The sequence below is a fragment of the Streptomyces sp. NPDC048643 genome (assembly GCF_040650615.1).
Lineage (GTDB): Bacteria > Actinomycetota > Actinomycetes > Streptomycetales > Streptomycetaceae > Streptomyces.
Map to the genome: position 1 here is coordinate 44,423 of NZ_JBEZHO010000048.1, position 22,643 is coordinate 67,065.

Here is a 22,643-nt window from a genome sequence, read left to right on the forward strand (position 1 = left end):
CTACGCGCCGGGCGGGAACTCGGCGGAGGAGGGGCGGCGCGCGCCCTGGAAGGCCCGCAGCCCCTCCTCGAACGACCTCCGCTGGAGCGGCGTCATGCCCGCGAGGACGGCCGCGAGGATCTGGGCCCGCCGCTCGGCGATCTCCCGAAGGACCCCGGTGCCCAGCGGGGTGAGCAGCAGGTGCAGGGCGCGCCGGTTACCGGGATGCGGAACGCGTCGCAGCAGGCCCGCGGCCTCCAGCCGGTCGCAGAGGCGGCTGGCGGCGGGAAGCGCGATGCCGACGCGTTCGGCCAGGCCGGTGAGGGTGAGTTCGGGCCGCTGCCCCACGGTCCTGAGCGCCTTCAGCTGGTGGGCGGAGAGGCGGGGGACGACCGTCTGACCGGTCGAGATCCACAGTTCCACCAGTTCCTCGACGGCGTCGGCCGTCCGTCCGGCGACCGCCTCGGGACGGCTGCCGGGCGCCGCGGCGCGGTTCAGGTCCCCGTCATCCGCCACGGGTCATCACGCGCTCCCCGCGGACCCGCGCGCGGCCGGTCCGCCGCGCGGACGGGCGCCCGTCCGGTAGGCACGGGGTCGATCACCCCATGGGTGGGGAGCCCTGCCGCGGGGAGAGGGTACTCGGTCGCGGTCGGCGGTCGGAGCTGGATCGCGGATGATGCTCGTTCCTCGGAGTCGTCAGAATTGCACGACGGCGTGCACGGTCTTGCCGTCCGGGCGGGAGAGAACGGTCAGTTCGGAGCAGAGGCGGCGCACCAGCGGCCAGCCGAAGCCGCCCTTTCCGGTCAGGTCGAGCCGGCGTTGGCGCGGCGGCTCGGGGTCGTCGTCGGAGACGGAGATCCCGACGCCGTGCCCCATGTCCCGCAGATCCACGCTGCAGCGCCGGCCGCGCGCGTGGCGCACCACGTTCGTCACCAGTTCCGAGACCACGAGGCTGACGGCCTCGGCTGCCTCGCGCGGCACCTGCCGGGGCAGACTGCCCAGAAACGCGCGGGCCATCCCCCTGGCGTGCACAGCCGCCTCCGGGCTTCGCTCCAGGCTCGCACCGGACGCGGAACAGACGTCGGAGGGCTGTTCTACGGTGGTCATCCTTCACCTCCCTTGCCGTGCTTCCCGTCCGAACGCCGAGGACGCGGCGCCACTCCGTTTCGGACCGGCGTGTGGGGCGGGCTGTCCCCCTTGTTCCCGAACCCTCCGAGGCCATGTCACGATTTCACGCACCTTCACAACGCGATCACAGGTAGCACTGCGTCGGACTGTCGGAACGGGGCGTGGCGGACCGGACACCGGGGGTGCCCGAGGAGTGGCACGGCGTTTCGGGGGCACCTGTGCTCGCGTCGCGAACGCTCACGGGCGTCCCGCGACGTCGCTCCCGTGGCGGGCGAAGGGGCCGGGCGACCCCGAAGACCGACACGGTCGAGCGGGAGGGGTGGTGGCCCGTACGGGCAGGTCCCGGACAGGGTCACCACTCCCCCACACCTCTTCACACCGCCCGGGGTGAGGAGGCGGCACACGGCACGACAACAGGAGACGGTGGATGTCCCAGACCATCACGGCACGCGTCGAGGGGAACGGGCCGGTGGATCCGGCGGAGGCGGGGCGGCGCAAGCAGCGGCTCCGAAGACGACTGGAGCGGCTCATCGGCATCGCCGCGACCGAGGGGAACGAGCTCCTGCCGCTGCGCAACGGCGACCGGATCTTCGCCGCGATGCTCGACGCGGTGCGGTCCGCCGAGCACACCATCGACATGATGACCTTCGTGTACTGGCGCGGGCAGATAGCCCGCGACTTCGCGTCCGCCCTGGCCGACCGGGCCCGCTCGGGCCTGCGCGTACGGCTGCTGCTGGACGGCTTCGGGGCGAAGCGGATCGAGGGGGACCTGCTGGAGTCCATGACCTCCGCCGGTGTGCAGGTGGCGTGGTTCCGCAAGCCGCTGTGGCTCTCGCCCCTCAAGCAGAACCACCGCTGTCATCGCAAGGCCCTGGTGATCGACGAGCAGGTCGCGTTCACCGGGGGCGTGGGCATCGCCGAGGAGTGGTGCGGGGACGCGCGCGGGCCGTCCGAGTGGCGGGACACGCACGTCCAGGTGCGGGGACCGGCGGTGGACGGCATCGCCGCGGCGTTCGCTCAGAACTGGGCGGAGTGCCACGACGAGCTGTTCGACGACCGTGACCGGTTCACCGAGCAGGCCCAGCCGGGCACCGCGACGGTCCAGGTGGTGCGCGGGTCCGCCAGTTTCGGCTGGCAGGACATGCAGACCCTCATCCGCGTGGTGCTCGACTCCGCCGAGGAGCGGTTCCGTCTGTCGACGGCCTACTTCGCGCCCGACCAGTACTTCGTGGACCTGCTGTGCGCGACCGCGCGCCGCGGGGTGCGGGTGGAGATCCTGCTGCCGGGTCCGCACACCGACCAGCGGGCCTGCCAGCTCGCCGGCCAGCACTACTACGACGCGCTGCTCGCCGCCGGTGTGGAGATCCGCCAGTACCAGCCGACGATGCTGCACACCAAGATCATGACCGTGGACGGGGTGGCGTCCCTGATCGGTTCCACCAACTTCAACCGCCGGTCGATGGAGCACGACGAGGAGGTCATGCTCGCGGTGCTGGACGAGACGTTCACCGCGGCCCTCGACGGGGACTTCGACGAGGACCGGGAGCAGGCCGTGGCCATCGAGCCGCGCCGCTGGCGGCGCCGGTCGCCGCTCCAGCGGGCCAAGGAGCTGGCGGTCGCCCCCTTGCGCCGCTTCCTCTAGCCGTTCTCCGTCGTGGAGCCACGTCGCCCCGGGGAAAGGGGCGCCCACGGGGTCGTCGCAGCCGTACGGCCCGGCAGTGCTGCCGGGCCGTCGGTGTCAGCTGGGACGCTCGCCGGTCTCGCAGACCTTGCGGGCGATCTCCCGCAGCTTGATGTTGTGGTCCTGGGACGCCTTCTTCAGGACGTTGAAGGCGTTGTCCTCGCTGAGGCCGTGGCGCTCCATGAGGATGCCCATCGCCTCACCGATCTCGTGACGGGTCTCCAGGGCGTGCGCGAGCTGCTGGTGCGTCCGGGCGGCCGAGAGGGCCACCGCCGCGTGCGAGGCGAGGATCCAGCCGGCGCGCTGGGCCGTCTCGTCGAACATGTTCGGCCGGTGCGAGTACACGTTGAGGGCGCCGAGTTCGTCGTCCTCGGTGAACAGCAGGAAGCCCATCATGCTGCCCATGCCGAGCTTCCTCAGCTCGGGGGCGAAGCGGGACCACTTCTCGTGGGGTCGCCGCAGGTCCTCGATGGCGTACAGCTGCTGCCGCTCGGTGACCGCGTCGAAGCACGGACCCTCCCGCAGGTCCTGCTGGATCCGGTCCGCCACGCGGACGACGTCGCTGGTGGCGGCCAGCGCGCTGACCTCGCCGCGGCGCACGGTGAGGATGCCGGCCTCGTCGCAGCCGTTGATCAGCACGCTCGCGTGCTCCACGATCCGGTCCAGGGTGTCCTTGACGGAGTCCTGTGCGAGCAGGTCACGTGCCATGTCCGCCAGGGCGAGGGCAAACTTCTCCCAGACGTCGCCGGACTCCTGCACCATGGGCCACCTGCTCATTCGTCGAATCGCAACCGCCGTTCACCCGGGGTTCCATCTTGCCACCCCGGCGCGCCCCCCGCGCCGATCGGGTGCGAGGGGACGGGGCCGCCCGCGGTTTTCCCCCGGACCGGCCCGGCGCCGGGGCGGCCTTTTTCGGTATCCACGGGATCTTTGCACGCCCGGCCCGTTTCACAGGGGCGATCACTGGTGACCCGAGAGAGGACCGAACACCGCAGAACGCATCCGCTTCGCTCACAGGAGGCCCGTAATGGACAACTGGCGTGATTCCGCGGCTTGCCGCAGCGTCGACCCCGACCTGTTCTTCCCGATCGGCAACACCGGTCCTGCCGTGCTGCAGATCCAGGAGGCGAAGGCCGTGTGCGAAGGCTGCCCGGTTCGCGAGGCGTGCCTGGACTGGGCGCTGGAATCGGGCCAGAGCGTAGGTGTCTGGGGCGGTACGAGCGAGACCGAGCGTCGTTCGCTGGCCCGCCGCCGGGCCCGCCGCCGTACACAGGACGCCTCGGCCTAGCCGGAACAGCGGGGAGAGGCCGGGTCCTCAAAGCAGGACCGGGTACGGATCCAGGTGGCCTGGTCGCGACAGAGCGCAAGACGTACCGCCGACGAGATCCGAACGAAGGGCGCGATGGAAATCGATCCGAGCGGAAACAAGAAACCGTCATACGAGGAGTTCGGGACGCTCACCAGCGCGTTCGGTGGAGAGCTGCGCAACGTGACCGACGCGCGGCTGGCCGCGGACGGCTATCTGCGCGCCCTGGCCCGGACGACGCCACCCTCCGCGGAGGAGCACTGGGACGACATCCTGCTGGTGGTCACCGAGCTGGCCGCCAACACGATCCAGTACGCTCCCGGCCCCTTCGAGCTGCTCATGCGTCCCACCTTCGACGGTGTGCACGTGACCGTGCGCGACGGCAGCACCACCCGGCCCGCCCCGCGCCGCTTCCGCCCCTCGGAGGGTGGGGGCGGCATCGGGTGGCATCTCGTCAACGCCCTGTGCGACCAGGTCAGCGTGATCGTGCGGTCGGACGGCAAGGACATCCACGCCTTCCTGCCCTGGTGAGAAAGGCCGTGGAGGGAACCGCCGGCGGACTCCCAGGTGTCCTTTCCTTCGAACAGGGCACACGGGTCCGATGAAGGAACCGGTTCCCCCACACGATCAAGGTGACGCATTGAGCACGGAACACGAGCCGTCCGGACAGGAGCACGCCGCCTGGGAGCGGGTCCGCGACGCCGCCACCGGGATGAATCACCACCAGGCGAAGGCGGCCTTCGAAGAGGCCGAGCGGGCGGCCGAGGACGGTGCGGCCGACGGGCGGCAGTCGGTCGGGACGCGGGCGGAACTGGACGAGTGGGAGCGGATCACCGACACGCTCGCCGACCACGCCGGCTCGTACGACCCCGCCACGGACCCCTTCGTGCAGGGGCAGCTCACCGCGCGGGCCAACCGTGCGCAGGCGTCCGTGCGACGCCGCTGAAACCGCTCCGCCCGCGTTGTCAGTGCGCTGCGGAACAATGCCGAGCAGCGAGAACGTCACCGCCCCGGGCGATGCGTGATCCGACCCGTCCGTCGAAAGGCCGCATGTTCATGACGCTCACCCCGCAGCCCCGTACCGCGCCGCGAGGCCCGATCGGAGGATGGTGACCATGCTGCGGCCGCTCCCCCGGACCCACACCCCGCTCAGCGCCGGCGGGGCCGAAGTGCTGCGTCTGATAACCCAGCGGCGTTTCGCCGTCCGCCTCACCGTGCACGCGAACGGCCGTCGCCGGTACGGCTATTGGATGCCCCTCGATCCCACCACGGGGCGCGGGGGCTGCTATGTCGCCCTGCCCACGGGCGAGTGCGACGCGCTGCACGCGGCGGGCCGGATCGTGCTGGGGGACGCGCTGGTCGACCCCGCGAAGACCACGTACCAGGTCCAGGCCGCGGCCCGTTCCTCGGCCATGGACACGAGCGCGTCGCGGAGGTCCTCCGCGTCCTCCCACGCCCTGACGGCCTGAGCCGTCGACACGGAGGCCGACACGGCCGACACTCCTGCGGTGTGCGCGAGTTCAGACCCTCGCGGCGGACGGTGAGAGCGGCACCACGGCGGTGATCCGCTTGCCTCCCGTCCGCAGAGGCGCGATGGCGACGTCGCTGGCGAGGGTGCAGACGATCATCCAACCGTGCCCGCCCACCCGCAGACGTCCCGTGTCGTCGAACCGTCCGGCGGACGCGGGGCGTTGATCGCTGCGGTCGCTCACCGACAGCCGTACCTCCCGCTCGGTCGGCGTCACCTCGAACCGCGTGACACCGCCGCCGTGCAGCATCGCGTTGCTGACCAGTTCCGAGGCGACGAGCAGCGCGTCACCGACGGCGTCCTCATCGGCCCACGAGTGACTCCCGGACCGCGCCGCGAGGGCGCGCCTGACCTCCTGCCGCGCGTCGGCCGGGCTTTCGGGCCCCGTCGAGGTCATACGCGCCACGGCCACCGTGCCGGTGGACGACCTCTGGTACTCCCCGCACATTGTTCGCTCCGCCTCTCCTGCCCGGAATGTCACAGGGCCCGTCGCGGAATACACACGACGGGCCCTGGCGAATGGGCCACCATCAGTGCCGAAATGCGTCCTTGGCCTTTTCCTTGGCCTGCCGGGCATCGCCCTTGGACTGTTCGATCTTGCCCTCGGCCGCCATGCGCTCATTGCCGACCGCACGTCCGACGGTCTCCTTGGCCTTGCCCTTCGCCTTTTCGATCATGGCTCGGGTCTTGTCGTTCTCGGCCATCGCAGTTCACGTCCTCACTGCTCGACAATGCCATTCATTACTACGGCTGACCGTGAATCGATCGCCCAAACCCGGAGACCCCGCATTCCGCGGACTTCGCGCGACGGGCCGAATAGCGTCGCCGCAGCGGGCCCGGCTCCACTCCCCACGGCACCCTGAGCGGTGGCACCGAGCGGCCACCGGTGGCCATGTGGCACGCAATCGACGCTTCCCGTGCGCACCACGGGCACTTACCCTCCAGTAATATCGCGCGACAGGCCCCCTGAGGAGGAACCGTGCCACGGTCCGAACGCTCACCCTTGTTGCTCGCAGGCCTCTTGGCCTCCGCGGGCGTCGCCCACTTCGCCGTACCACGGCAGTTCGACGCCACCGTCCCGCGCGTTCTGCCGGGAGCCGCGCGGACCTGGACGCGGGCGAGCGGAGTCGTCGAGTTCGCCCTCGCGGCCGGGGTGGCGCTGCCCCGCACCCGCCGGGTCGCGGCCCTGGCCACCGCCGCCTTCTTCGTCGGGGTGTTTCCCGCGAACGTCCAGATGGCCGTGGACTGGCGGAACCGCCCGGCGCCGCTCAAGGCGGCCGCCCTCGCGCGACTCCCGCTCCAGGTGCCGCTGGTGATGTGGGCACGCGGCGTCGCGCGTGCCGGGGAGGGACGGTCATGACGACACGGGTGAACGTGGGCGACACCGTCGAGGACTTCACGCTGCCGGACGAGACCGGCACGAGCCGGAGCCTGTCCGAACTGCTGGGCGAGGGCCCCGTGGTGCTGTTCTTCTACCCGGCCGCCCTCACCAGCGGCTGCACCGCCGAGGCCTGCCATTTCCGCGACCTGGCCACCGAGTTCACCGGCGCGGGCGCCAGGCCGGTCGGCATCAGCGGTGACGCGGTGGACCGGCAGAAGGAGTTCACCGACCGCCACACGCTCGGTTTCCCGTTGCTGTCCGACGTCGACGGCACCGTACGGGAGCGGTTCGGGGTGAAGCGCGGCTTCTCGCTGGCCCCGACGAAGCGGGTCACCTTCGTCATCGCTCAGGACCGCACCGTCCTGGAGGTGGTCCGCAGCGAACTGCGCATGAGCGCCCACGCCGACCGCGCTCTCGCCGCACTGCGCGACCACAAGGGCTGAGCGGGGGTCCGCGGCGCCGGTCGGCGAGCCGCCGTACGGCCGTTCCGTGCCTGGCGTGTTGTGACATGACGTGACGTGTGAACGGACCCCGCCCCTATGCGGATGGAGGGTGGGGCCCGTTCACTGCGCCTCATTCTCGACACCCGGCACGCTCCGCCACCAGGGAGTGCGACGGGTCGGCTGCGCGACGCGGCGCACACCCCGTGTGTGCGGCGCGCCTCCCGTGTGCGCCGAGCGCCTTCCGTACGAGGCGCCCTGTCGGGTGTCCGGCCCAGCGGTCATGCTGGACCCGACACGGACAGGACGATCAACGGAGCCACCATGACGGACCAGGTCACACGTCTCGAAGTGAAGCCGGCGGCGGGACACATCGGCGCCGAGATCACGGGAGTCGACCTGGCGGAGGAGTTGCCGGACGAGGTGGTCGCCACGATCCGGGCGGCCGTGCTGCGCTGGAAGGTGGTGTTCTTCCGCGGCCAGCGGCTCGACCACACCACCCATGTCGCCTTCGCCCGCCGCTTCGGCGAGCCGGTCCGCCTCCGCTCCCGCGGCAGCGCCTCGCCGAAGGACTTCCCGGAGGTCGAGACGACGGCCGACCGCCTCGAACTGGGCGGCCGGTACGGCATGGACCACGAGGAGTGGCTGCGCCGGCGCCGCCACTCCCTGCTGCGCGGCTGGCACTGCGACCACGGCGCCCGGGTCGACCCGCCGGCCGCGACGATCCTGCGGGCCGAGACCGTGCCCCCGTACGGCGGTGACACGACCTGGTCGAACCTGGCCGTCGCCTACGCGGGCCTCTCCGCTCCCGTCCGTGCCTTCGTGGACGGGCTGCGCGCCGAGCACCGGCTGGGCGTCGGGTACCAGACGCGCCCCGGCGAGGACGCGTACGCCCGTCATCTGCTCGACCGGCAGGTCGCCACCGAGCATCCGCTGGTGCGGGTGCACCCGGAGACGGGTGAGCGGGTCCTGTTCGTGAACGGCTACTACGTCGAGCAGATCCTCGACGTGTCCCGGCCGGAGAGCCTGGCGATCCTGGACATGCTGCTGGAGCAGGCGGTCCGGCCCGAGTACACGGTGCGCTTCCGGTGGGAGCCGGGGAGTGTGGCCTTCTGGGACAACCGGGCGACCATCCATCTGGCGCCGAGCGACACCGCGCACGTCGACCACCCCCGGGTCATGCACCGGGTGATGCTGGCCGGTGACGTTCCGGAGGGGGTCGACGGGAAGCCGTCGGCGCCGATCGTGGGCAGCGAGCCCGGGCGCTGGTGAGCCCGGGCCGGGCTGCGACGGCCGAGCGTCAGAAGATGCCCTGTCCGGGGACCAGGACTCCGCGCGGGTCGTAGGTGTGGCGGGCCGTGGCGAGCCGGCGCCATTCGGGGCCGAAGTGCTCGCGCCAGTCCGCCGCGCCGAAGGGGACGGAACCGACCGGGTAGTGGGTGCCGCCGGCCGCGTGGACCGTCTCGTACGCGGCGCGGTTCGCGGCGAGGAGCCGGTCGACCGTCGCGGTGTCGTCCGGCGGGGTGGTGCGCAGCACGGCCAGCAGATAGGGCACCGGGTCGTCGGGCGTGCGCAGCAGCGGGGTGTGCAGGCTCTTCCGCAGCACCGGGTACAGCAGGACGACGCCGGGTCCGAGGTCGGCCGGGGTGAGGTCCTCCAGCAGCGACGCGGTGAGCGTGGTGGCCGAGCGGCCCGGCAGCCACAGGTTCAGCCAGGGGTGGGCGAACGCCCAGAGGCCGGCTTCCTTGAGCGCGGCGACGCTCGCCGCGAGCCGGTCGAGGAAGTCGTAGTAGGCGAGGTCGCTCGTCTGGACCCCCGCCGGGTCGTGGCGCAGTCCGCGCAGCAGCGCAGCGTCGTCGGGGGCGGGTCCGACGGGCGGCCCGTAGGCGACGGCCTCGATGAGGTAGCCGTTGAAGGCGCCGTCGGCGTCGGGCGTCACCTGGCCCTCGACGTAGTCGAACCGGCCCTCCTGGACCAACAGCCGCTGGTCGTCGAGGAAGGTGCGCAGGTCCGTGTACGGGAGGAGGTAGTGGCGTACGGCTCCGGGTGCGGGCACCAGGCGCAGCGTGGCGCCGACGATGATCGCGCACTGGCCGAGTCCGCCGAGCACCGCGAGGAACAGGTCCCGGTGTTCGGTGGGTGAGCAGCGGACGAGGTCTCCGGCGCCGGTGACGACCTGGAGTTCGCGCACGTTGTCGACCTGGGCGCCCTGCTGGTGGGTCTGGCCGCCGACGCCGCCGACCGACAGGGTTCCGCCGACGGACAGTTCGAGGTAGTCGGTGAAAGTGGGCGGGGTCAGCCCGTGGGCGAGCGTGGCCTTGACGACGTCGCTCCACTTGGCGCCCGCGCCGACGGTCACGGTCCTGCTGCCGCGCCCGACCGGGCCGATGGCCGCGAGCGGGCTCGTCTCGATGACCAGACCACCGTCTACCTGGGCCTGGCCCTGCGTGGCGTGACCCTGGCCGCGCGGGGCGACGGACAGCTTGTGCTGGTTGCAGAAGCGGACCATCGCGACGATGTCACGGACCGAGCCCGGCCGGAGCACCGCGCGCGGGCGCCGGTGGACGATGTGGCCGAAGTCGTCGGAGGCGGAGGTGAGGGACGCGTCGTCGGTGCGCACGCTCCCGTCGAGCCGGGGCAGGCGGGCGAGCGGCCGGCCGGTGTCGGTGGCCGCCCAGCTCCGGGTGAAGGGATCGAACCCGATGACGGCGGCGCCGGTGGCGGCGAGGCCCTGCAGTGCGGTACGTCGCGAGGGTTTCCGGGGCATGCGCTCCTCCTGGGGCGGCCGCGTCTGACGATCAACTTGCGCAGAGTGTAAGGGACTTGGGCGACTCAGGAGCCTGTTGTTTCGATCGAGGTCCTTGGGCTGCCGGGTACGGCGAGGTGCGTGGGGTGCGCGCGTACCGGGCGGGGAACTACGCGGCCGCCGCCCCGGGAGGGACGGCGGCCGATGTCAGGCGGTGGGCCCGCGGATCACGTCCGACGCGCCGATCACGACCGTCCCCGTCGAAGCGGGAGTCGCGGTCGTCCGGGCAACGCTCGGAGGGCCGTGACACGGCGGTGGCCGCCGTGGCGGAACGCGGACCTCAGGTCAGGAGGACGAACCGCCCTCCGCGCCGGCGCCCTTCTCCGGGCGGGAGGAGCCCGGGAGTTCGAGCCGGCCGCTCGGCTGCTCGGCACTCTGGCCGTTCTGGCCGCTCAGGTTCTGGCGGACCGAGTCGAGGATCGTCAGGCCCTGCGCGACCAGGCCGGCCGCTATCTCGCCGAGGCCGTCGGCGCCGTTGAGGACGTTGACGTTCGCTCCGGCGAGGCCGCCCGCCGCCTCCTTCACGATGAGGGGGAGCTGGTCGATCAGCATCCGGTCGAGCGCGACCCGGTCGTGCGAGGCGGCCGCCTCGGCCTGGATCTTCATCCGCTCGGCGTCGGCGATGGCGAGCACCTTGATCCGCTCGGCCTCGGCCTCGGCCGGCCGGACGATCTCGGCGACCAGCTGCTGCTGGCGCAACTGGGCGGCGCGTTCGGCCAGTTCGGTCTGCGCCGCGAGCACCTCCTGCTGGGCGTGGGCCTGGGCGAGCGGGCCGGCCTGGGCGGCCTGCGCCTGCGCGCGGTCCACCTCCGCCGAGTACTCCGCCCGGACGATCGCGGTCTGCCGGGCGTACTCGGCCTGGTTGCGCGCCGCGACCTGCTCCGCCTCGACGGAGGCCTGCGTGGCCTGCGCCTGGGCGATCTGGGCCTGGCGCTGGATGGCGGCCTTGTGCGGCGCGGACATCGCGTCGATGTAGCCGGTGTCACCGTCGTCGATGGACTGGATCTGGAGCGAGTCGACGATCAGGCCGATCTTCGCCATCTCCAGCTTCGAGGTGTCCAGGACCTCGGCGGCGAGCTTCTGCCGCTCGGTGACGATCTCCTCGACCGTCATCGAGCCGATGATGGACCGCAGATGGCCCGCGAAGATGCGGCCCGTCAGGATCGACATCTGGTCCTGGTCCGACAGGAAGCGCTGCCCGGCGTTGATGATGCTCTCGGTGTCGTTGCCGACCTTGAACGCGATCACGGCACGGACGTGCAGCGAGATGCCCTGCCTGGTCACACAGGTCTCGGTGACCTCGGCCTCGCACATCGACAGGGTCAGGAAGCGGGTCTTGCGGAAGACCGGCAACACGAACTTGCCGTGCCCCGTCACCACGCGGAACGGCGCGCCCCCCAGTCCCCGCCTGCCACCCGAGATCAACATCGCCTCATCGGGGGCGGGAACGCGGTAACCGAACATACTTCTCCTCCTCAGCCTGCGCCGACGGCGTCGCCGTCGAGCGCGTCCAGCGGATCCGTCCACCGGATGACGCCGACCTCGCGGCATCCACGGGACTCGATCACAAGCACGGTCGCCCCGATCGGAAGGGGCTCCCGAGACCAGGCGAGGAAGGTCTCGGATCCGCCTCTCACTCGCACCAGGATCTCGCCGGGACCGGCGGATCCACGTGTGCCGATGAGCAGTTCCCCCGTGCAGCCGATCACGGCTTCGTCCTCCACCACAGCCGGCCACCCCCCATCACTCTGAATCTGCCTCTGACGATAGACCTACCCCGTTCGGGCGCGTACGCCCCCCTTCGCCCCGGAGGCCGTCCGAGGGGGTACGCGCCCGCTCCGTCATCGAAGTGTGGGCTCAACTCCGGGTGAAGCGGTAGGTCTTGCTGTCGGTCAGAACACAGAAGCCCGGTGACACGACGACCACGCGCAGGGTGCCGGTCCGCCGGTCGTAGTCGATGCCCTCGGCCTCGAAGGTGCCCGAGCAGGAGCTGCGCAGCGGCAGTTGACGCAGGGCGGTGACATGCCCGGAGACGTCCGCCGTGCCGTTCGGCTCGGCGGTGAGGTCGATCTGGAGGAGCGGTTTGGTGATGCCGAAGAGGGTGCCGGCCGGGTCGTCGGACGAGCACAGCAGCCGGGTCGAGGTGACGAAGTCGCAGCCCTGTACGTCCCGCACGCCGTGGTCGAGGCGGACGGTGGAGACCTGCGGGAGGTTCGCCCCGGGCGAGGTGGCCGGGTTGACCCCGGGGGTCGGGAACACCAGGAGCCGGTCCATCGTGCCGTACTCGCCGGAGACCATCCACGATCCGCCCGGGGTGACGGCGACGAACGAGTTGTTCGGCGCCTCTCCCGCGTTCAGCGCGTGCACGTACTCCGACCAGCCGCCGCCCGGCGCCTGCACCCGGAACATCTTCGAACCGCCGGAGTCGCTCTGGTACGGCTCGATGTAGTGACCGTCGTAGGAGGTGTCGGGGTCGCCGACGTGGTTCCAGCCGCGGCTGCTCACTCCGACGGGGATCGTGCCGATGCCGGTGTAGCGGTTGGGGCTCCCCGCGGGCACCTCGACGGAGGCGAGGCCCTGGCTCTCGGTCAGCGGGTCGGCGCGGTCCGATCCCACCTCGTTCCAGGTGTCGGCGGCCGTCGCGGGCGCGCCGGTGACAACCGACAGGACGGCGGCCGTGGCGAGTGTGACGAGACCGGCCAGGACCGGGTGACAACGTTGCCGTGCGGTCGTGCGCATCAGGTCTGCTCCTCGGTGGGGGGTGACGGGTCGGCGCACAGTCTGACCCCACCAGGATGGGCATGTACAGACCAAACGGATGGACGCCGGGCAACGGATCACCGCACGGGAGGAGTTCGCCGGGAACGACGAGGAGCCGGCGGGACGCACCCGCCGGCTCCGGCCGCGCGCCGGGCAGGGACGGACCCTGCCCGGCGGACCATGATCGTCAGCCGTTCTCGCAGTAGTTGCCGAACGCCGGGTTCAGCAGCCCCACCACGTCGATCGAGTTGCCGCAGACGTTGAGACCGAGGTCCACGGGGATCTGGACGACATTGCCGGACAGGACGCCGGGGCTGTTCGCCGCGACGCCGACCGCGTCCGGGCCGGGGTCGGCGGCGGCGGTCCCGGCGGTGGCCAGCAGGGCGACACTGGCGAGTCCGGCGGCTGCCATCAGACGAATACGCATTCCAAGCTCCTTCGATGGTGGGGGTGCGAGCTCCTCCACCATCACCTCCGAAGGCGGCGAGGGACATCGCAGTTCGGCCGAACGGGGGCACCTCCGTCACGGCCGCCCGCGGGCCGGGAGGGCCACGGGCGCGTCGCGCGGGGCGTACGGAATGCCCGTAGCGTGAGAGACAGATCAGGCGGAACAGGGAGAGACCATGTCAACGAGCCAGCCCGACGCGTCCGTACCCCCCGAGGACCGGGCGACCCCCGACACGCTGTTGCACACCGGGACCGAGGGGCCGGTGACGGCCGAGGACCTGGTGCTCGCCGCCGGCCGCGACGTCACGCCGGAGAACCTCGCCTGGGCGGAGCGCAAGCTCGAGAAGGAGGGCTCCGCGGCGATGGACAAGCTGCTGCCCTAGACACCCGCCCGGCGGCGACGCCGGTACGCGTGGCGGCTCGGCCGGCTCCGATGCGACGGAGCCGGCCGAGCCGCTGCCCGTCGGGCCGACGGGTCAGGAGGCGGGGCACTCCTTCCAGGCGAGGTGGTAGACGGTGCTGATGTCACCGTCCGTCGAGTCCATGGTCATGAAGCTGCTGCTGCCGGGCGTCGAGGTGCCCGCGTTGACGCGCAGTTCCGTGTTGATGTTGAAGTTGCGCTGAACCCCGCAGGGAGCCCAGACCAGTTGGGACCACTCCGTGGTGTCCGTGGTCTGCCAGTTGTCGTCGTAGGGGCCGCGGAAGGGGTGGGTGATCGCGGCCGTACTGGAGGACCCCTGGAAGTAGTACGAGGCCTTCTCCGTACTGGCGGCGCCGCGCTGCAGCGAGGCGAAACCGCGGTAGTCGGCGCTGGCGACGGCGTACGTGAAGCCCTGCGGGACATGGACGATCAGGTTGAGCTGACAGTTCCTGCGGAACGCGGTGGGGTCGGCGTTGCCCCCGACCTGGGCGAGGTACTCGCTGTAGGTCACCGTGAAGGCGGTGTTGTCGGGCGAGACGGCGACGGCGGCGGTCCCCTGGGGACAGCCCGAGCCGTTCACCGTGGCGACCTTGATGACGATCTTGTCCGGGGGCGGGTCGACGATCCCGGAGGACGGGTCCGACAGGGGAAGCGCCGCGGCGAACAGGGCGGCGATCGCGCCACCCAGAAACAGCCCACCAGCCATGGTGTTCCAATCCGTTGCGTCGGTGTTCCGGCGGCGGCACGGAGGTGCGCCGCGGTGAAAGGGGGGTGCGGTCCCCCGTGCGGACGGGGGACCGTCGCGGACCGTTGCGCTGGATCACGTCCGACTCCTTTGGGCATGCGCATGACAGGAAGGCGTGCGCGGCCCGCCCCCGGTTGTGAAGGAGCCGTGAAGCCCGGGGAGCGACCGAATCGTATGGAGGGCCGGCCGGGGCGGACAGGACCATCTCCGGCCATTCGGCACCCGTCGTTCACACCTGGGGCGACGGGGGCCGAAAGACGACGTGCCCGTGCGAATCGCCCGCCCCCTCCTCGCGTCGCGCACGCCCCTGCGACACTGAGGCCCATGGATCCACGACACCTGAGACTGGGCCGCCGTCGCATATGGATGAGCAGTGCCGTCTGCTTTCTGGTGCTCGGGCCGATCGGCTGGTTCCTCGGTGGCTGGGTCCCGTTCACGATCCTGGCCGTCGCCCTCGTCGTCGCCACGGCGGTCTCGCACCGGCGGGCTCCCACCTGGCTGGCGCCCGCCGTCGCGAAGGGCCAGTCGGAGAGCCGGCGGGACGTCGCCACCTTCTGCGTGGTGATAGCGGTGAGCGGTTACGCGCAGCCGCCCGTGCGGCCCGCCCCCTCACCCGAGGACCTGACCGCGCTGCGCCTGGAGGCGTACCGGGCCGCCGCGGACGACGACCTCGCCGAGGAGCTGCGTCTTCTGGCGGCCGACGCCCTGTCCGCCGCGGACCGCGCCCACGACGAGGACGGTCCCGCGGGCTGGCGGACCGCACGGGCGAGCGCGGAGCGCCTGGCGCACGCCGCGCAGGAGGGCAATCCGTACGTACGGAAGCTGCTCATCCAGTGGGTCGAGGGCAACCCGGCCGGCGACCGCTGAGGACCTGCTTCCCCACCGCGTCCGGCCTCAGGGACGCTCGAAGAACTGGATCACACCCCCGGCCGAGAAGCACAGCGCTCCGGCGAGGGTCCCCCAGTTGGCGATGTCGATGTTCACGAGGCTGCCCGTCTCGGGTCGTGTGAAGGCGGCCAGTGCCGAGACGAGGAAGAGCACCGATCCCAGCTGGTTGATCGCGACGATCCACCAGCCCACCTCGTGGGCGAGCACGCGCGGACGGCCGCGGCAGACCTCCACCACCGCGAGATGCCCGGAGATCAGGAACAGCGCGCAGCCGACGAGGTCGGGGGCCCAGATCAGCCGGTTCACCTGCTGGACCGACAGGCCCTGCAGCAGCGAGTCCAGCAGGTTGACGCCGAACACGAGTGTTCCGACGAACAGGACGAAGGTGCTCAGCCAGTCGATCCGGCCGGGCTCGTAACTCCACCATCTCCAGCGCCGACCGGCGAGGACACCGGAGTCGTGGTCCTGGCGAGGGGCGTTGACCGCCTGGAGCAGGGAGGCGTAGCCGCCGGTGTTGAAGAAGAGGCCGCCGACGAAGTAGATCCAGGCGCCCGACGCGCCGTGCGATCCGTACTGGGCCACCCCGGCGCCGAGGGCGAACAGGGCCCCGCCGACCGTGAACGCGGTGGCGGCGACGGTGTTCAGTCTGCGCAGCCGCCCGATCGACACGGTGTCCGCCCGCCGGGAACGAGCCGCCGTCTCTCCCGGTTCGCGGACGCTGAGCAGGCCCCGCTTGCGCGCCCGGCGCGACTCCCAGACCGCCGTCCGCCCGTCCATGAGACGCCAGGTCAGCCGGGTGGTGAACGGGCCCGCCCCTTCGGAGCGCGCTTCGGTTCGGCTCATCAGGCGACCCTAGCCGGGCAGGACGAACCACACCTTTCGCCCGGCATCGTGTCGCCGGGAAGACCACGTCGGTCAGGGCGCCCGGAGCCGGTCCCCGAGGGGTGGCGGGCTCAGGACTCCGCTTCGCGCCGGAGGAAGTTGCTCACCTGGCAGGCCAGGCTGTCCCTGGCCGTGTCGGGGCGGGCATCCGCTTCGAGGGCCTCGTCGTTCTCGACGCCACCGGCCCAGAGGAAGCGCTCGGCCCACTCGTCGTCGACCTTGAGCGCCACCTGGATGTCGACGCGGTGCAGCGCGGTGTCGGGTCCCGCGGCGAAGAGGACCGCCGTGGCCCGGCGCAGCGGATAGACGTCGAAGCCCTCGATGAACTGGGAGTTCCGCCAGTCGAGGAAGGCGCTCTCGCCGTCGGATCCGACGCGGATGTCGATCTGGCCGTCTTCGAGGTGGATGCCGAAGTGCTCGGTGGTGCGGTTCTCGACGGTCACCCGGAACCGGAAGTAGGTGAGGTCGTCGGCGGCGTCGTCCCGCCCCCGCGGGGGCTCCGCCTTCTCCACCCCGTGGACGCGGACACGCAGGCCGGCATGCTCGTCGTACTCCTGCCAGTCCCCGACCACGTTCGGCTCGCGCACAGTTCACCTCTCCACTTCAGAGAGTTGTTCCTATCTGTGCCCTCGACGACGTGTCAAATGGGTCGAACACCCTGTGGCCAGGTATTTCGCTTTCCTTGATCAGCGATCAAGCCGTGCCCAGCCAGAACGTTTCCGCGTCACCCGAGAGGGCTAATTCCGCGCGTGCTGCACATCACGTTTCCCGGGCGTCACGCCGGCTCGATGTTCTGGTTGAGGCGGAACAGGTTGTGCGGGTCCCGGTCGGCCTTCACCCGGGCCAGCCGGTCGTAGTTGCCGCGGTAGGCGGCCCGCACCCGCTCCTGCCCCTCGTTCATCATCATGTTCACGTACGCGCCGCCCGCGGAGTACGGGTGGAGCGCGTCGGAGTACTCGACGCTCCACCGTTCGACGAGACCGGCGTTGGCCGGGTCGGAGTCCACCCCCGCGAAGACCGAGGCCCAGCGGCTGTCGCGGTAGCTCCAGGCGGTGTCCTCCGCGGTGTGGTCGTGGACGGCGCCGTCGATCGGATAGAGGTGCATGGTCGACTTCCAGGTCGGCGGTTCGGAGCCGAACCGCGCGTGCGCGCCGACGGCCTCGTCGGGGATCTCGTCGACGAAGTCGGCGCGCCAGTACCACTGGTCGCCGGGCGGGTAGACGCCGTCGAACGCGGACTGCAGCGCGGGGAACGGCATCGGGGCCGGGCCGTGCAGCAGGGGCGCGGGCAGCGCGCCGAGAAGGGGCGCCATCGCCTGGGCGGCCGCGTCGGTGTCCTCGCCGAGGTGGCACCACACCACGCCGCAGACCTTCCGCAGATGGGTCTCCTCCGGGAACGGCGGTCCCGGCGGGACCGAGCCGAACAGGAAGAAGGCGCCCAGCTCGCGCGGCGCGTCGGGGAGGAAGTCGCGGTACGCGGTGAGGACCTCGGCGCCGAGTTCGGCCGGCCAGAAGGTGGGCCCGGCGACGACCGTGTCCACCTCGTGCAGCCGGAACAGGAAGGAGGTCACGACGCCGAAGTTGCCGCCACCGCCCCGGATCGCCCAGAAGAGGTCGGGGTTCTCGTCGGCGCTCGCCCGGACCCGCTCGCCGCTCGCGAGGACGAGGTCGGCCTCCAGCAGGTTGTCGATGGTCAGCCCGTACATGCGGCTGAGATGGCCGAGTCCGCCGCCGAGGGTGATGCCACCGACGCCCGTGGTCGAGATGATGCCGCTCGGCGTGGCCAGCCCGTGTTCGTTGGTGGCCCGGTCGACCTCGCCCCAGACACAGCCGCCGCCGACCCGCACCGTCCGTGCGGCCGGATCGACCTCGATGTCCTTCAGCGGAGAGAGGTCGAGCACCACCCCGTCGTCGCAGGTGCCGAGGCCCGCGCCGTGGTGGCCGCCGCCACGGACCGCGAGCGGGAGTCCGTGGTCGCGGGCGAAGCCGATCACCCGGGCGACGTCCTCCGGGCCGGTGCACCGCGCCACCAGGGCGGGCCGCCGGTCGATCATCCCGTTGTAGACGGCGCGGGCCTCGTCGTACGCGGAGTCGTCGGGGCCGATCAGCTGCCCCTCGAAACCGGAGAGTTCCTTGCGCGCCGCTTCTGCCGGCGTCATGGACATGTGGGTTCACCGCATCCGGGGACCGCTCGGGGTTCCGGTGCCGGTCCCCGGGCCCGTCGCCGGTCCCGCCGATGGGTCCTCTGCGCCCGTTCCAGCCCGATTCAGCACCAGCCTACGCCTGAGCCCCGGTCCTGGGCGGTCGGGAAAGGAGCACGAGACTGCGGGGCTCGACCCGGACGTCGGTGCCCGCCTTGCGTTCCGCCTCGTCCGGTACGCCCTGGGGGTCGGCGGTGTCGATCCGCGCCGTCCACCGCTCCCCGTACGTCGTGTCGGGGAGGCGGAAGACGACGGGCTCCCAGTGGCTGTTCAGCAGGAGGAGGAAGGAGTCGTCGACCACCCTGCCGCCGCGCGGGTCGGTCTCGGCGATCGCGTCGCCGTTGAGGAAGGCCGCGACGGCGTGGGCGTCGCCGCGTGTCCAGTCCTCGTCGGTCATCTCGCGGGCGTCGGGGCGCAGCCACATCAGGTCGGGCAGCGGCTGGCCCTCGTGCGTCACCGTGTCGCCGAGGAAGAAGCGGCGGCGGCGCAGGACGGGATGAGCGGCGCGCAGGGCGATGGCGCGGCGGGTGAACTCCATGAGTTCCCGCTGCTCGTCGGTGAGCTCCCAGTCGATCCAGGAGATCTCGTTGTCCTGGCAGTAGGCGTTGTTGTTGCCCTGCTGGGTGCGGCCGAGTTCGTCGCCGTGGGAGATCATCGGGACGCCCTGGGACAGCAGCAGGGTGGCGAGGAGGTTGCGCTGTTGCCGGCCGCGCAGTTCGAGGACGCCCTCGTCGTCGGTGGGCCCCTCCGCGCCGCAGTTCCAGGACCGGTTGTCGCTGTCGCCGTCGCGGTTGTCCTCGCCGTTGGCGTCGTTGTGCTTGTCGTTGTAGGACACCAGGTCGCGCAGGGTGAACCCGTCGTGCGCGGTGACGAAGTTGATGCCGGCGCGCGGCCGTCTGCGGTCGTGCCGGTAGAGGTCGGAGGAGCCGGTCAGCCGGGAGGCGAACTCGCCGAGCGTGTGGTCGCCGGAGCGCCAGAAGTCCCGTACGGAGTCGCGGTACCTGCCGTTCCACTCCGACCACAGGGGCGGGAAGTTCCCGACCTGGTAGCCGCCGTCGCCCACGTCCCAGGGCTCGGCGATGAGCTTGACGCGACCGACGACCGGGTCCTGCTGGATCAGGTCGAAGAACGCGGAGAGCCGGTCCACCTCGTGGAACTGGCGGGCCAGGGTGGCCGCCAGGTCGAAGCGGAAGCCGTCCACGTGCATCTCGGTGACCCAGTAGCGCAGCGAGTCCATGATCAGCTGGAGCACGTTGGGGTGCCGCATCAGCAGACTGTTCCCGGTGCCGGTGGTGTCGTAGTAGTGCGCCGGGTCGCCCTCCACCAGGCGGTAGTAGGCGGCGTTGTCGAGGCCGCGGAAGGAGAGGGTGGGGCCGTTCTCGTTGCCTTCGGCCGTGTGGTTGTAGACGACGTCGAGGATGACTTCGAGGCCGGCCGCGTGCAGCGCCTTGACCATCGACTTGAACTCGGCGACCTGCTCACCTCGGGTGCCGTGGGCCGCGTACGCGTTGTGCGGCGCGAAGAAGCCGATCGTGTTGTAGCCCCAGTGGTTCGACAGACCGCGGTCGCGCAGGAAGCCGTCCTGCGCGAACTGGTGCACCGGCATCAGCTCGACCGCCGTCACCCCGAGCGAGGTCAGGTGCTCGACGGCCGCCGGGTGGGCCAGGCCCGCGTAGGTGCCGCGGAGTTCCTCGGGCACCCCCGGGTGCGTCCGGGTCAGGCCGCGCACATGGGCCTCGTAGATCACCGTCTCGGCGTAGGGGCGCAGCGGTGGCCGGTCGTCGCCCCAGTCGAAGGCGGGGTCGGTGACCACGCCGAGCGGGGTGTGGCCCGCGCTGTCGGCGGGGGACGGGCCGCCTGGATCGTGCTCGAAGAGGGAGGGGTCGTTGTCGGCCTGCCCGTCGACCGCCTTGGCGTACGGGTCGAGCAGCAGCTTCGCCGGGTTGCACCGGTGGCCCGCGGCGGGGTCCCAGGGGCCGTGCACCCGATAGGCGTAACGCTGCCCGGGGCCGACGCCCGGGAGGTAGGCATGCCACACGAAGCCGTCGACCTCGGTGAGCGGGACCGTCCGGACGTCGTCGAGCGCGTCGATCAGAACGAGATCGACGCGCTCGGCGACTTCGGTGAACAGAGCGAAGTTGGTTCCTTCGCCGTCGTATGTCGCCCCCAGCGGGTAGGGGCGCCCGTTCCAGGTGGTGAGCACGTGATCACCGTACGGTGATCACGTGCGGCTGTCCTGGCGGGTTCATCCGTGGGCGGCGACCGCCTCGCTGTCGTCGCGGGCGGTGGACAGGACGGTGTCCGGCAGCACGAGGTACCGGGGCGTCCGACGCGCCTCGCGCAGGCTGGGCGCCGGCAGCGGCGGGTCCAGCGGGGCGTGTTCGGCGGCGCGGGCACGCCACGAGAACCAGATGATCTTGCCGCCGACGTCGGTGGCACAGCCGCCCCAGCCGTCGCTCAGCGCGGCGATCTGGGCCAGACATCCCTGGGGTGCGTTGTGCGGGCGGATGTCCTGGCTGTTGTCCGAGACGGCGGCGATGAGGCGCTGGCCGTTCCACCACATCTCGATGGTCGTGTTCTTGTCCGTGGCGTGCTGCTCGATCGTGCGAAGCAGCGCTTCGGCACAGTGGCAGACGGACTCGACGAGATTCTCCAGGTTCCAGTACCGGAGGTGTGCGGCCAGAATGCGCTTGACCTGTCCGACCCTTTCGGGGCTGAGCTCCACGTCGAGGTGGTAGTAGGAGGGAACTGCGGCTTTCATCGTCGTTTGCTCCTCACCGGCGAAGCTCTCGCCCCTTCCCGGATCCCTGTGGGACCGGGCCCCGAACACGAAGCGTGAGCGGTGATCGCTCCTGAGTCACTCCCAGAGTGGGAGTGCTACTCCATCCGTGCAACTCGAGAGCGGCCGAGAGCACCGAGAGCGGCACCGCTGTAGTTGAAGTGCCAACAAGACGCTCGGTGCCCGCACAGGCACCATGAGTGAGGGTGTCGGTCCGTGACAGACCGGCTCCCCTTCGCGTACGGCCCTCACTCGCCGCCCAGGCGAGCCGTGCGCGGTCGAGAGATCGGAAGGTGACCAGCGTGATGCTGCTGCCTGCCAAATCCGAGGTCGCCCGGCATCTGGAGCGTTACCGGGCCTGGGAACGTCTGCATCTGGCGACCCCCGCCGACCACGTGGTGCGGGGGAATTTCGAGAACACGGGCTACACCCTGTGCGTCCTGATGGGGAAGCGCTGCGCGCGCGAGGCGGCCGACGCCGCCGAGGTCTACATCCAGGACGTTCCGGCACGGATCTGAAGGACGGTCACAAGGACCGCACACGACAGGGACCTTCGGCGGCGAGCGTGACGCGTCGGGCCCAGAAACCGCGGAGGCGAGACGCATGGACGCGCACACGGACACCGGCCGTATCCCTGTCGTGGACGTGCGGCCGGTCGTCGATCGCGGCCGGCTGCCCGCGAAGGCCGTCGCCGGTGAGACGTTCCAGGTCACGGCCACCCTCTTCGGTGAAGGTCATGACGTGGTCGGCGCCGATGTCGTCCTGTGCGATCCCGAAGGCCGTCCGGGCCCCTGGACGCCGATGCGCGAACTGGCCCCCGGCACCGACCGCTGGGGCGCGGACGTCACCCCCACGGCCGTGGGCCGCTGGACCTACCAGGTGGAGGCGTGGAGCGACCCGGTGACCGGGTGGCGGCGCGCCGCGGAGATCAAGATTCCCGCCGGCCTCGACGTCGGTCTCGTCCTGGAGGAGGGCGCCGCGCTGTACGAGCGGGCCGCCGCCGGTGTCCCCGAGGGCGCTGGCCGGGAGAGCGTGCGAGCCGCCGCCGACGCCCTGCGCGACGACTCCCGCACACCCGCCGACCGCCTCGCGGCGGCTCTCCGCCCGGAGGTGGACGCCGCTCTCGCCTGCCATCCGCTGCGCGAACGGCTCACCCGTTCGCTCCCGTTGCCGTTGTTGGTGGAGCGGGAGCGGGCGCTGTACGGCTCCTGGTACGAGTTCTTCCCGCGCTCGGAGTCCGGTCAGCTGGACCCCCCGGTGCACGGCACGTTC

27 protein-coding genes and 1 pseudogene are annotated in these 22,643 nt (G+C 71.3%); 12 read left to right on the plus strand and 16 right to left on the minus strand.

Annotated features, from left to right (window positions below):
• A complete protein-coding gene (locus AB0C62_RS33375; protein ID WP_362979626.1) occupies positions 1-495 on the minus strand; it encodes a MarR family transcriptional regulator in 495 nt (164 codons plus the stop codon).
• Between the two features lie 180 nt (positions 496-675).
• Positions 676-1,086, minus strand: a complete 411-nt coding sequence (locus AB0C62_RS33380; RefSeq protein WP_362979628.1) for an ATP-binding protein — start codon at positions 1,084-1,086, stop codon at positions 676-678.
• Between the two features lie 448 nt (positions 1,087-1,534).
• Between AB0C62_RS33380 and AB0C62_RS33385 the strand changes: the two genes are divergently transcribed.
• Positions 1,535-2,749 carry a phospholipase D-like domain-containing protein gene (locus AB0C62_RS33385; protein ID WP_362979630.1) on the plus strand — a complete coding sequence of 405 codons (1,215 nt, stop codon included), beginning with the start codon at positions 1,535-1,537 and terminating at the stop codon, positions 2,747-2,749.
• A 96-nt stretch (positions 2,750-2,845) separates the two neighbouring features.
• On the opposite strand, the gene AB0C62_RS33390 is transcribed toward AB0C62_RS33385, so the two are convergent.
• Positions 2,846-3,565 (minus strand): GAF and ANTAR domain-containing protein, encoded by a 720-nt coding sequence (locus AB0C62_RS33390; RefSeq protein ID WP_362979632.1) that lies wholly within the window; start codon positions 3,563-3,565, stop codon positions 2,846-2,848.
• A gap of 250 nt (positions 3,566-3,815) precedes the next feature.
• Between AB0C62_RS33390 and AB0C62_RS33395 the strand changes: the two genes are divergently transcribed.
• The 4 genes from AB0C62_RS33395 (at position 3,816) to AB0C62_RS33410 (ending at position 5,563) form a co-directional block, all read left to right on the plus strand.
• On the plus strand, positions 3,816-4,076 hold the full coding sequence (locus tag AB0C62_RS33395) for a WhiB family transcriptional regulator (protein ID WP_081222660.1): 261 nt from the start codon (positions 3,816-3,818) through the stop codon (positions 4,074-4,076).
• A 114-nt stretch (positions 4,077-4,190) separates the two neighbouring features.
• On the plus strand, positions 4,191-4,625 hold the full coding sequence (locus tag AB0C62_RS33400) for an ATP-binding protein (RefSeq protein ID WP_362979634.1): 435 nt from the start codon (positions 4,191-4,193) through the stop codon (positions 4,623-4,625).
• A gap of 109 nt (positions 4,626-4,734) precedes the next feature.
• Positions 4,735-5,040: a hypothetical protein gene (locus tag AB0C62_RS33405; protein ID WP_362979636.1), complete on the plus strand. Its 306-nt coding sequence runs from the start codon at positions 4,735-4,737 to the stop codon at positions 5,038-5,040.
• Positions 5,041-5,209: 169 nt separating this feature from the next.
• Positions 5,210-5,563, plus strand: coding sequence for a hypothetical protein (locus tag AB0C62_RS33410; RefSeq protein ID WP_362979638.1), 354 nt, complete (start codon positions 5,210-5,212; stop codon positions 5,561-5,563).
• Between the two features lie 51 nt (positions 5,564-5,614).
• On the opposite strand, the gene AB0C62_RS33415 is transcribed toward AB0C62_RS33410, so the two are convergent.
• Positions 5,615-6,019, minus strand: coding sequence for an ATP-binding protein (locus tag AB0C62_RS33415; protein ID WP_362979640.1), 405 nt, complete (start codon positions 6,017-6,019; stop codon positions 5,615-5,617).
• Between the two features lie 133 nt (positions 6,020-6,152).
• Positions 6,153-6,326 carry a CsbD family protein gene (locus AB0C62_RS33420; RefSeq protein WP_362979642.1) on the minus strand — a complete coding sequence of 58 codons (174 nt, stop codon included), beginning with the start codon at positions 6,324-6,326 and terminating at the stop codon, positions 6,153-6,155.
• A gap of 275 nt (positions 6,327-6,601) precedes the next feature.
• Here AB0C62_RS33420 and AB0C62_RS33425 point away from each other — a divergent pair, with 275 nt between their 5' ends.
• The 3 genes from AB0C62_RS33425 (at position 6,602) to AB0C62_RS33435 (ending at position 8,715) form a co-directional block, all read left to right on the plus strand.
• Entirely contained in the window at positions 6,602-6,982 is a 381-nt protein-coding gene (locus tag AB0C62_RS33425) for a hypothetical protein (RefSeq protein ID WP_081222665.1), read from the plus strand.
• Positions 6,979-7,446, plus strand: a complete 468-nt coding sequence (locus tag AB0C62_RS33430) for a peroxiredoxin (protein WP_358820677.1) — start codon at positions 6,979-6,981, stop codon at positions 7,444-7,446. The genes AB0C62_RS33425 and AB0C62_RS33430 overlap by 4 nt, the downstream gene beginning before the upstream one ends.
• A gap of 321 nt (positions 7,447-7,767) precedes the next feature.
• Positions 7,768-8,715 (plus strand): TauD/TfdA family dioxygenase, encoded by a 948-nt coding sequence (locus AB0C62_RS33435; protein ID WP_362979645.1) that lies wholly within the window; start codon positions 7,768-7,770, stop codon positions 8,713-8,715.
• A 28-nt stretch (positions 8,716-8,743) separates the two neighbouring features.
• Here AB0C62_RS33435 and AB0C62_RS33440 read toward each other — a convergent pair whose 3' ends face one another.
• The 5 genes from AB0C62_RS33440 to AB0C62_RS33460 form a co-directional block, all read right to left on the minus strand.
• Complete coding sequence (locus AB0C62_RS33440; RefSeq protein ID WP_362979647.1) at positions 8,744-10,210, minus strand: FAD-binding protein; 1,467 nt, start codon at positions 10,208-10,210, stop codon at positions 8,744-8,746.
• A gap of 324 nt (positions 10,211-10,534) precedes the next feature.
• Positions 10,535-11,713 (minus strand): SPFH domain-containing protein, encoded by a 1,179-nt coding sequence (locus AB0C62_RS33445; RefSeq protein WP_362979649.1) that lies wholly within the window; start codon positions 11,711-11,713, stop codon positions 10,535-10,537.
• Between the two features lie 11 nt (positions 11,714-11,724).
• On the minus strand, positions 11,725-11,976 hold the full coding sequence (locus AB0C62_RS33450) for a hypothetical protein (RefSeq protein WP_362979651.1): 252 nt from the start codon (positions 11,974-11,976) through the stop codon (positions 11,725-11,727).
• A gap of 130 nt (positions 11,977-12,106) precedes the next feature.
• On the minus strand, positions 12,107-12,988 hold the full coding sequence (locus AB0C62_RS33455) for a hypothetical protein (RefSeq protein WP_362979653.1): 882 nt from the start codon (positions 12,986-12,988) through the stop codon (positions 12,107-12,109).
• A 208-nt stretch (positions 12,989-13,196) separates the two neighbouring features.
• The gene (locus AB0C62_RS33460; RefSeq protein ID WP_362979655.1) at positions 13,197-13,436 is read right to left on the minus strand and encodes a chaplin; all 240 of its coding nucleotides are present in this window, start codon (positions 13,434-13,436) and stop codon (positions 13,197-13,199) included.
• 196 nt (positions 13,437-13,632) lie between these two features.
• On the opposite strand from AB0C62_RS33460, the gene AB0C62_RS33465 reads away from it, so the two are divergent.
• A complete protein-coding gene (locus tag AB0C62_RS33465) occupies positions 13,633-13,839 on the plus strand; it encodes a hypothetical protein (protein ID WP_362979657.1) in 207 nt (68 codons plus the stop codon).
• Positions 13,840-13,932: 93 nt separating this feature from the next.
• Here AB0C62_RS33465 and AB0C62_RS33470 read toward each other — a convergent pair whose 3' ends face one another.
• Positions 13,933-14,583, minus strand: coding sequence for a DUF4360 domain-containing protein (locus AB0C62_RS33470; protein WP_266610622.1), 651 nt, complete (start codon positions 14,581-14,583; stop codon positions 13,933-13,935).
• Positions 14,584-14,946: 363 nt separating this feature from the next.
• On the opposite strand from AB0C62_RS33470, the gene AB0C62_RS33475 reads away from it, so the two are divergent.
• Entirely contained in the window at positions 14,947-15,489 is a 543-nt protein-coding gene (locus AB0C62_RS33475) for a hypothetical protein (RefSeq protein ID WP_362979659.1), read from the plus strand.
• Positions 15,490-15,516: 27 nt separating this feature from the next.
• On the opposite strand, the gene AB0C62_RS33480 is transcribed toward AB0C62_RS33475, so the two are convergent.
• The 5 genes from AB0C62_RS33480 to AB0C62_RS33500 all read right to left on the minus strand — a co-directional run bounded on the left by AB0C62_RS33480 (position 15,517) and on the right by AB0C62_RS33500 (position 21,353).
• Entirely contained in the window at positions 15,517-16,353 is an 837-nt protein-coding gene (locus AB0C62_RS33480) for a hypothetical protein (RefSeq protein WP_362979661.1), read from the minus strand.
• Positions 16,354-16,463: 110 nt separating this feature from the next.
• Positions 16,464-16,979 carry a hypothetical protein gene (locus AB0C62_RS33485; RefSeq protein WP_362979663.1) on the minus strand — a complete coding sequence of 172 codons (516 nt, stop codon included), beginning with the start codon at positions 16,977-16,979 and terminating at the stop codon, positions 16,464-16,466.
• Positions 16,980-17,167: 188 nt separating this feature from the next.
• The gene (locus AB0C62_RS33490; RefSeq protein ID WP_362979665.1) at positions 17,168-18,556 is read right to left on the minus strand and encodes an FAD-binding oxidoreductase; all 1,389 of its coding nucleotides are present in this window, start codon (positions 18,554-18,556) and stop codon (positions 17,168-17,170) included.
• 112 nt (positions 18,557-18,668) lie between these two features.
• Positions 18,669-20,795 carry a glycogen debranching protein GlgX gene (gene glgX / locus AB0C62_RS33495; protein WP_362979667.1) on the minus strand — a complete coding sequence of 709 codons (2,127 nt, stop codon included), beginning with the start codon at positions 20,793-20,795 and terminating at the stop codon, positions 18,669-18,671.
• Between the two features lie 42 nt (positions 20,796-20,837).
• On the minus strand, positions 20,838-21,353 hold the full coding sequence (locus AB0C62_RS33500; protein WP_362979669.1) for a pep a2: 516 nt from the start codon (positions 21,351-21,353) through the stop codon (positions 20,838-20,840).
• A 323-nt stretch (positions 21,354-21,676) separates the two neighbouring features.
• Between AB0C62_RS33500 and AB0C62_RS33505 the strand changes: the two are divergent.
• Together AB0C62_RS33505 and AB0C62_RS33510 are read left to right on the plus strand one after the other, a co-directional pair.
• A pseudogene (locus AB0C62_RS33505) lies at positions 21,677-21,868 on the plus strand (DUF5133 domain-containing protein); the annotation flags it as partial.
• Between the two features lie 106 nt (positions 21,869-21,974).
• Positions 21,975-22,643, plus strand: a 669-nt coding sequence (locus AB0C62_RS33510) for a maltotransferase domain-containing protein (protein ID WP_362979671.1), incomplete at its 3' end; no start/stop codon positions are given.

Excerpts from the sequence above, each read along its gene's own strand:
- AB0C62_RS33380 (WP_362979628.1), bottom strand. The coding sequence starts at position 1,086 with ATGACCACCGTAGAACAGCCCTCCGACGTCTGTTCCGCGTCCGGTGCG.
- AB0C62_RS33385 (WP_362979630.1), top strand. The coding sequence starts at position 1,535 with ATGTCCCAGACCATCACGGCACGCGTCGAGGGGAACGGGCCGGTGGAT.
- AB0C62_RS33390 (WP_362979632.1), bottom strand. The coding sequence starts at position 3,565 with ATGAGCAGGTGGCCCATGGTGCAGGAGTCCGGCGACGTCTGGGAGAAG.
- AB0C62_RS33395 (WP_081222660.1), top strand. The coding sequence starts at position 3,816 with ATGGACAACTGGCGTGATTCCGCGGCTTGCCGCAGCGTCGACCCCGAC.
- AB0C62_RS33400 (WP_362979634.1), top strand. The coding sequence starts at position 4,191 with ATGGAAATCGATCCGAGCGGAAACAAGAAACCGTCATACGAGGAGTTC.
- AB0C62_RS33410 (WP_362979638.1), top strand. The coding sequence starts at position 5,210 with ATGCTGCGGCCGCTCCCCCGGACCCACACCCCGCTCAGCGCCGGCGGG.
- AB0C62_RS33415 (WP_362979640.1), bottom strand. The coding sequence starts at position 6,019 with ATGACCTCGACGGGGCCCGAAAGCCCGGCCGACGCGCGGCAGGAGGTC.
- AB0C62_RS33420 (WP_362979642.1), bottom strand. The coding sequence starts at position 6,326 with ATGGCCGAGAACGACAAGACCCGAGCCATGATCGAAAAGGCGAAGGGC.
- AB0C62_RS33430 (WP_358820677.1), top strand. The coding sequence starts at position 6,979 with ATGACGACACGGGTGAACGTGGGCGACACCGTCGAGGACTTCACGCTG.
- AB0C62_RS33435 (WP_362979645.1), top strand. The coding sequence starts at position 7,768 with ATGACGGACCAGGTCACACGTCTCGAAGTGAAGCCGGCGGCGGGACAC.
- AB0C62_RS33440 (WP_362979647.1), bottom strand. The coding sequence starts at position 10,210 with ATGCCCCGGAAACCCTCGCGACGTACCGCACTGCAGGGCCTCGCCGCC.
- AB0C62_RS33445 (WP_362979649.1), bottom strand. The coding sequence starts at position 11,713 with ATGTTCGGTTACCGCGTTCCCGCCCCCGATGAGGCGATGTTGATCTCG.
- AB0C62_RS33455 (WP_362979653.1), bottom strand. The coding sequence starts at position 12,988 with ATGCGCACGACCGCACGGCAACGTTGTCACCCGGTCCTGGCCGGTCTC.
- AB0C62_RS33460 (WP_362979655.1), bottom strand. The coding sequence starts at position 13,436 with ATGCGTATTCGTCTGATGGCAGCCGCCGGACTCGCCAGTGTCGCCCTG.
- AB0C62_RS33465 (WP_362979657.1), top strand. The coding sequence starts at position 13,633 with ATGTCAACGAGCCAGCCCGACGCGTCCGTACCCCCCGAGGACCGGGCG.
- AB0C62_RS33470 (WP_266610622.1), bottom strand. The coding sequence starts at position 14,583 with ATGGCTGGTGGGCTGTTTCTGGGTGGCGCGATCGCCGCCCTGTTCGCC.
- AB0C62_RS33475 (WP_362979659.1), top strand. The coding sequence starts at position 14,947 with ATGGATCCACGACACCTGAGACTGGGCCGCCGTCGCATATGGATGAGC.
- AB0C62_RS33480 (WP_362979661.1), bottom strand. The coding sequence starts at position 16,353 with ATGAGCCGAACCGAAGCGCGCTCCGAAGGGGCGGGCCCGTTCACCACC.
- AB0C62_RS33490 (WP_362979665.1), bottom strand. The coding sequence starts at position 18,556 with ATGTCCATGACGCCGGCAGAAGCGGCGCGCAAGGAACTCTCCGGTTTC.
- AB0C62_RS33500 (WP_362979669.1), bottom strand. The coding sequence starts at position 21,353 with ATGAAAGCCGCAGTTCCCTCCTACTACCACCTCGACGTGGAGCTCAGC.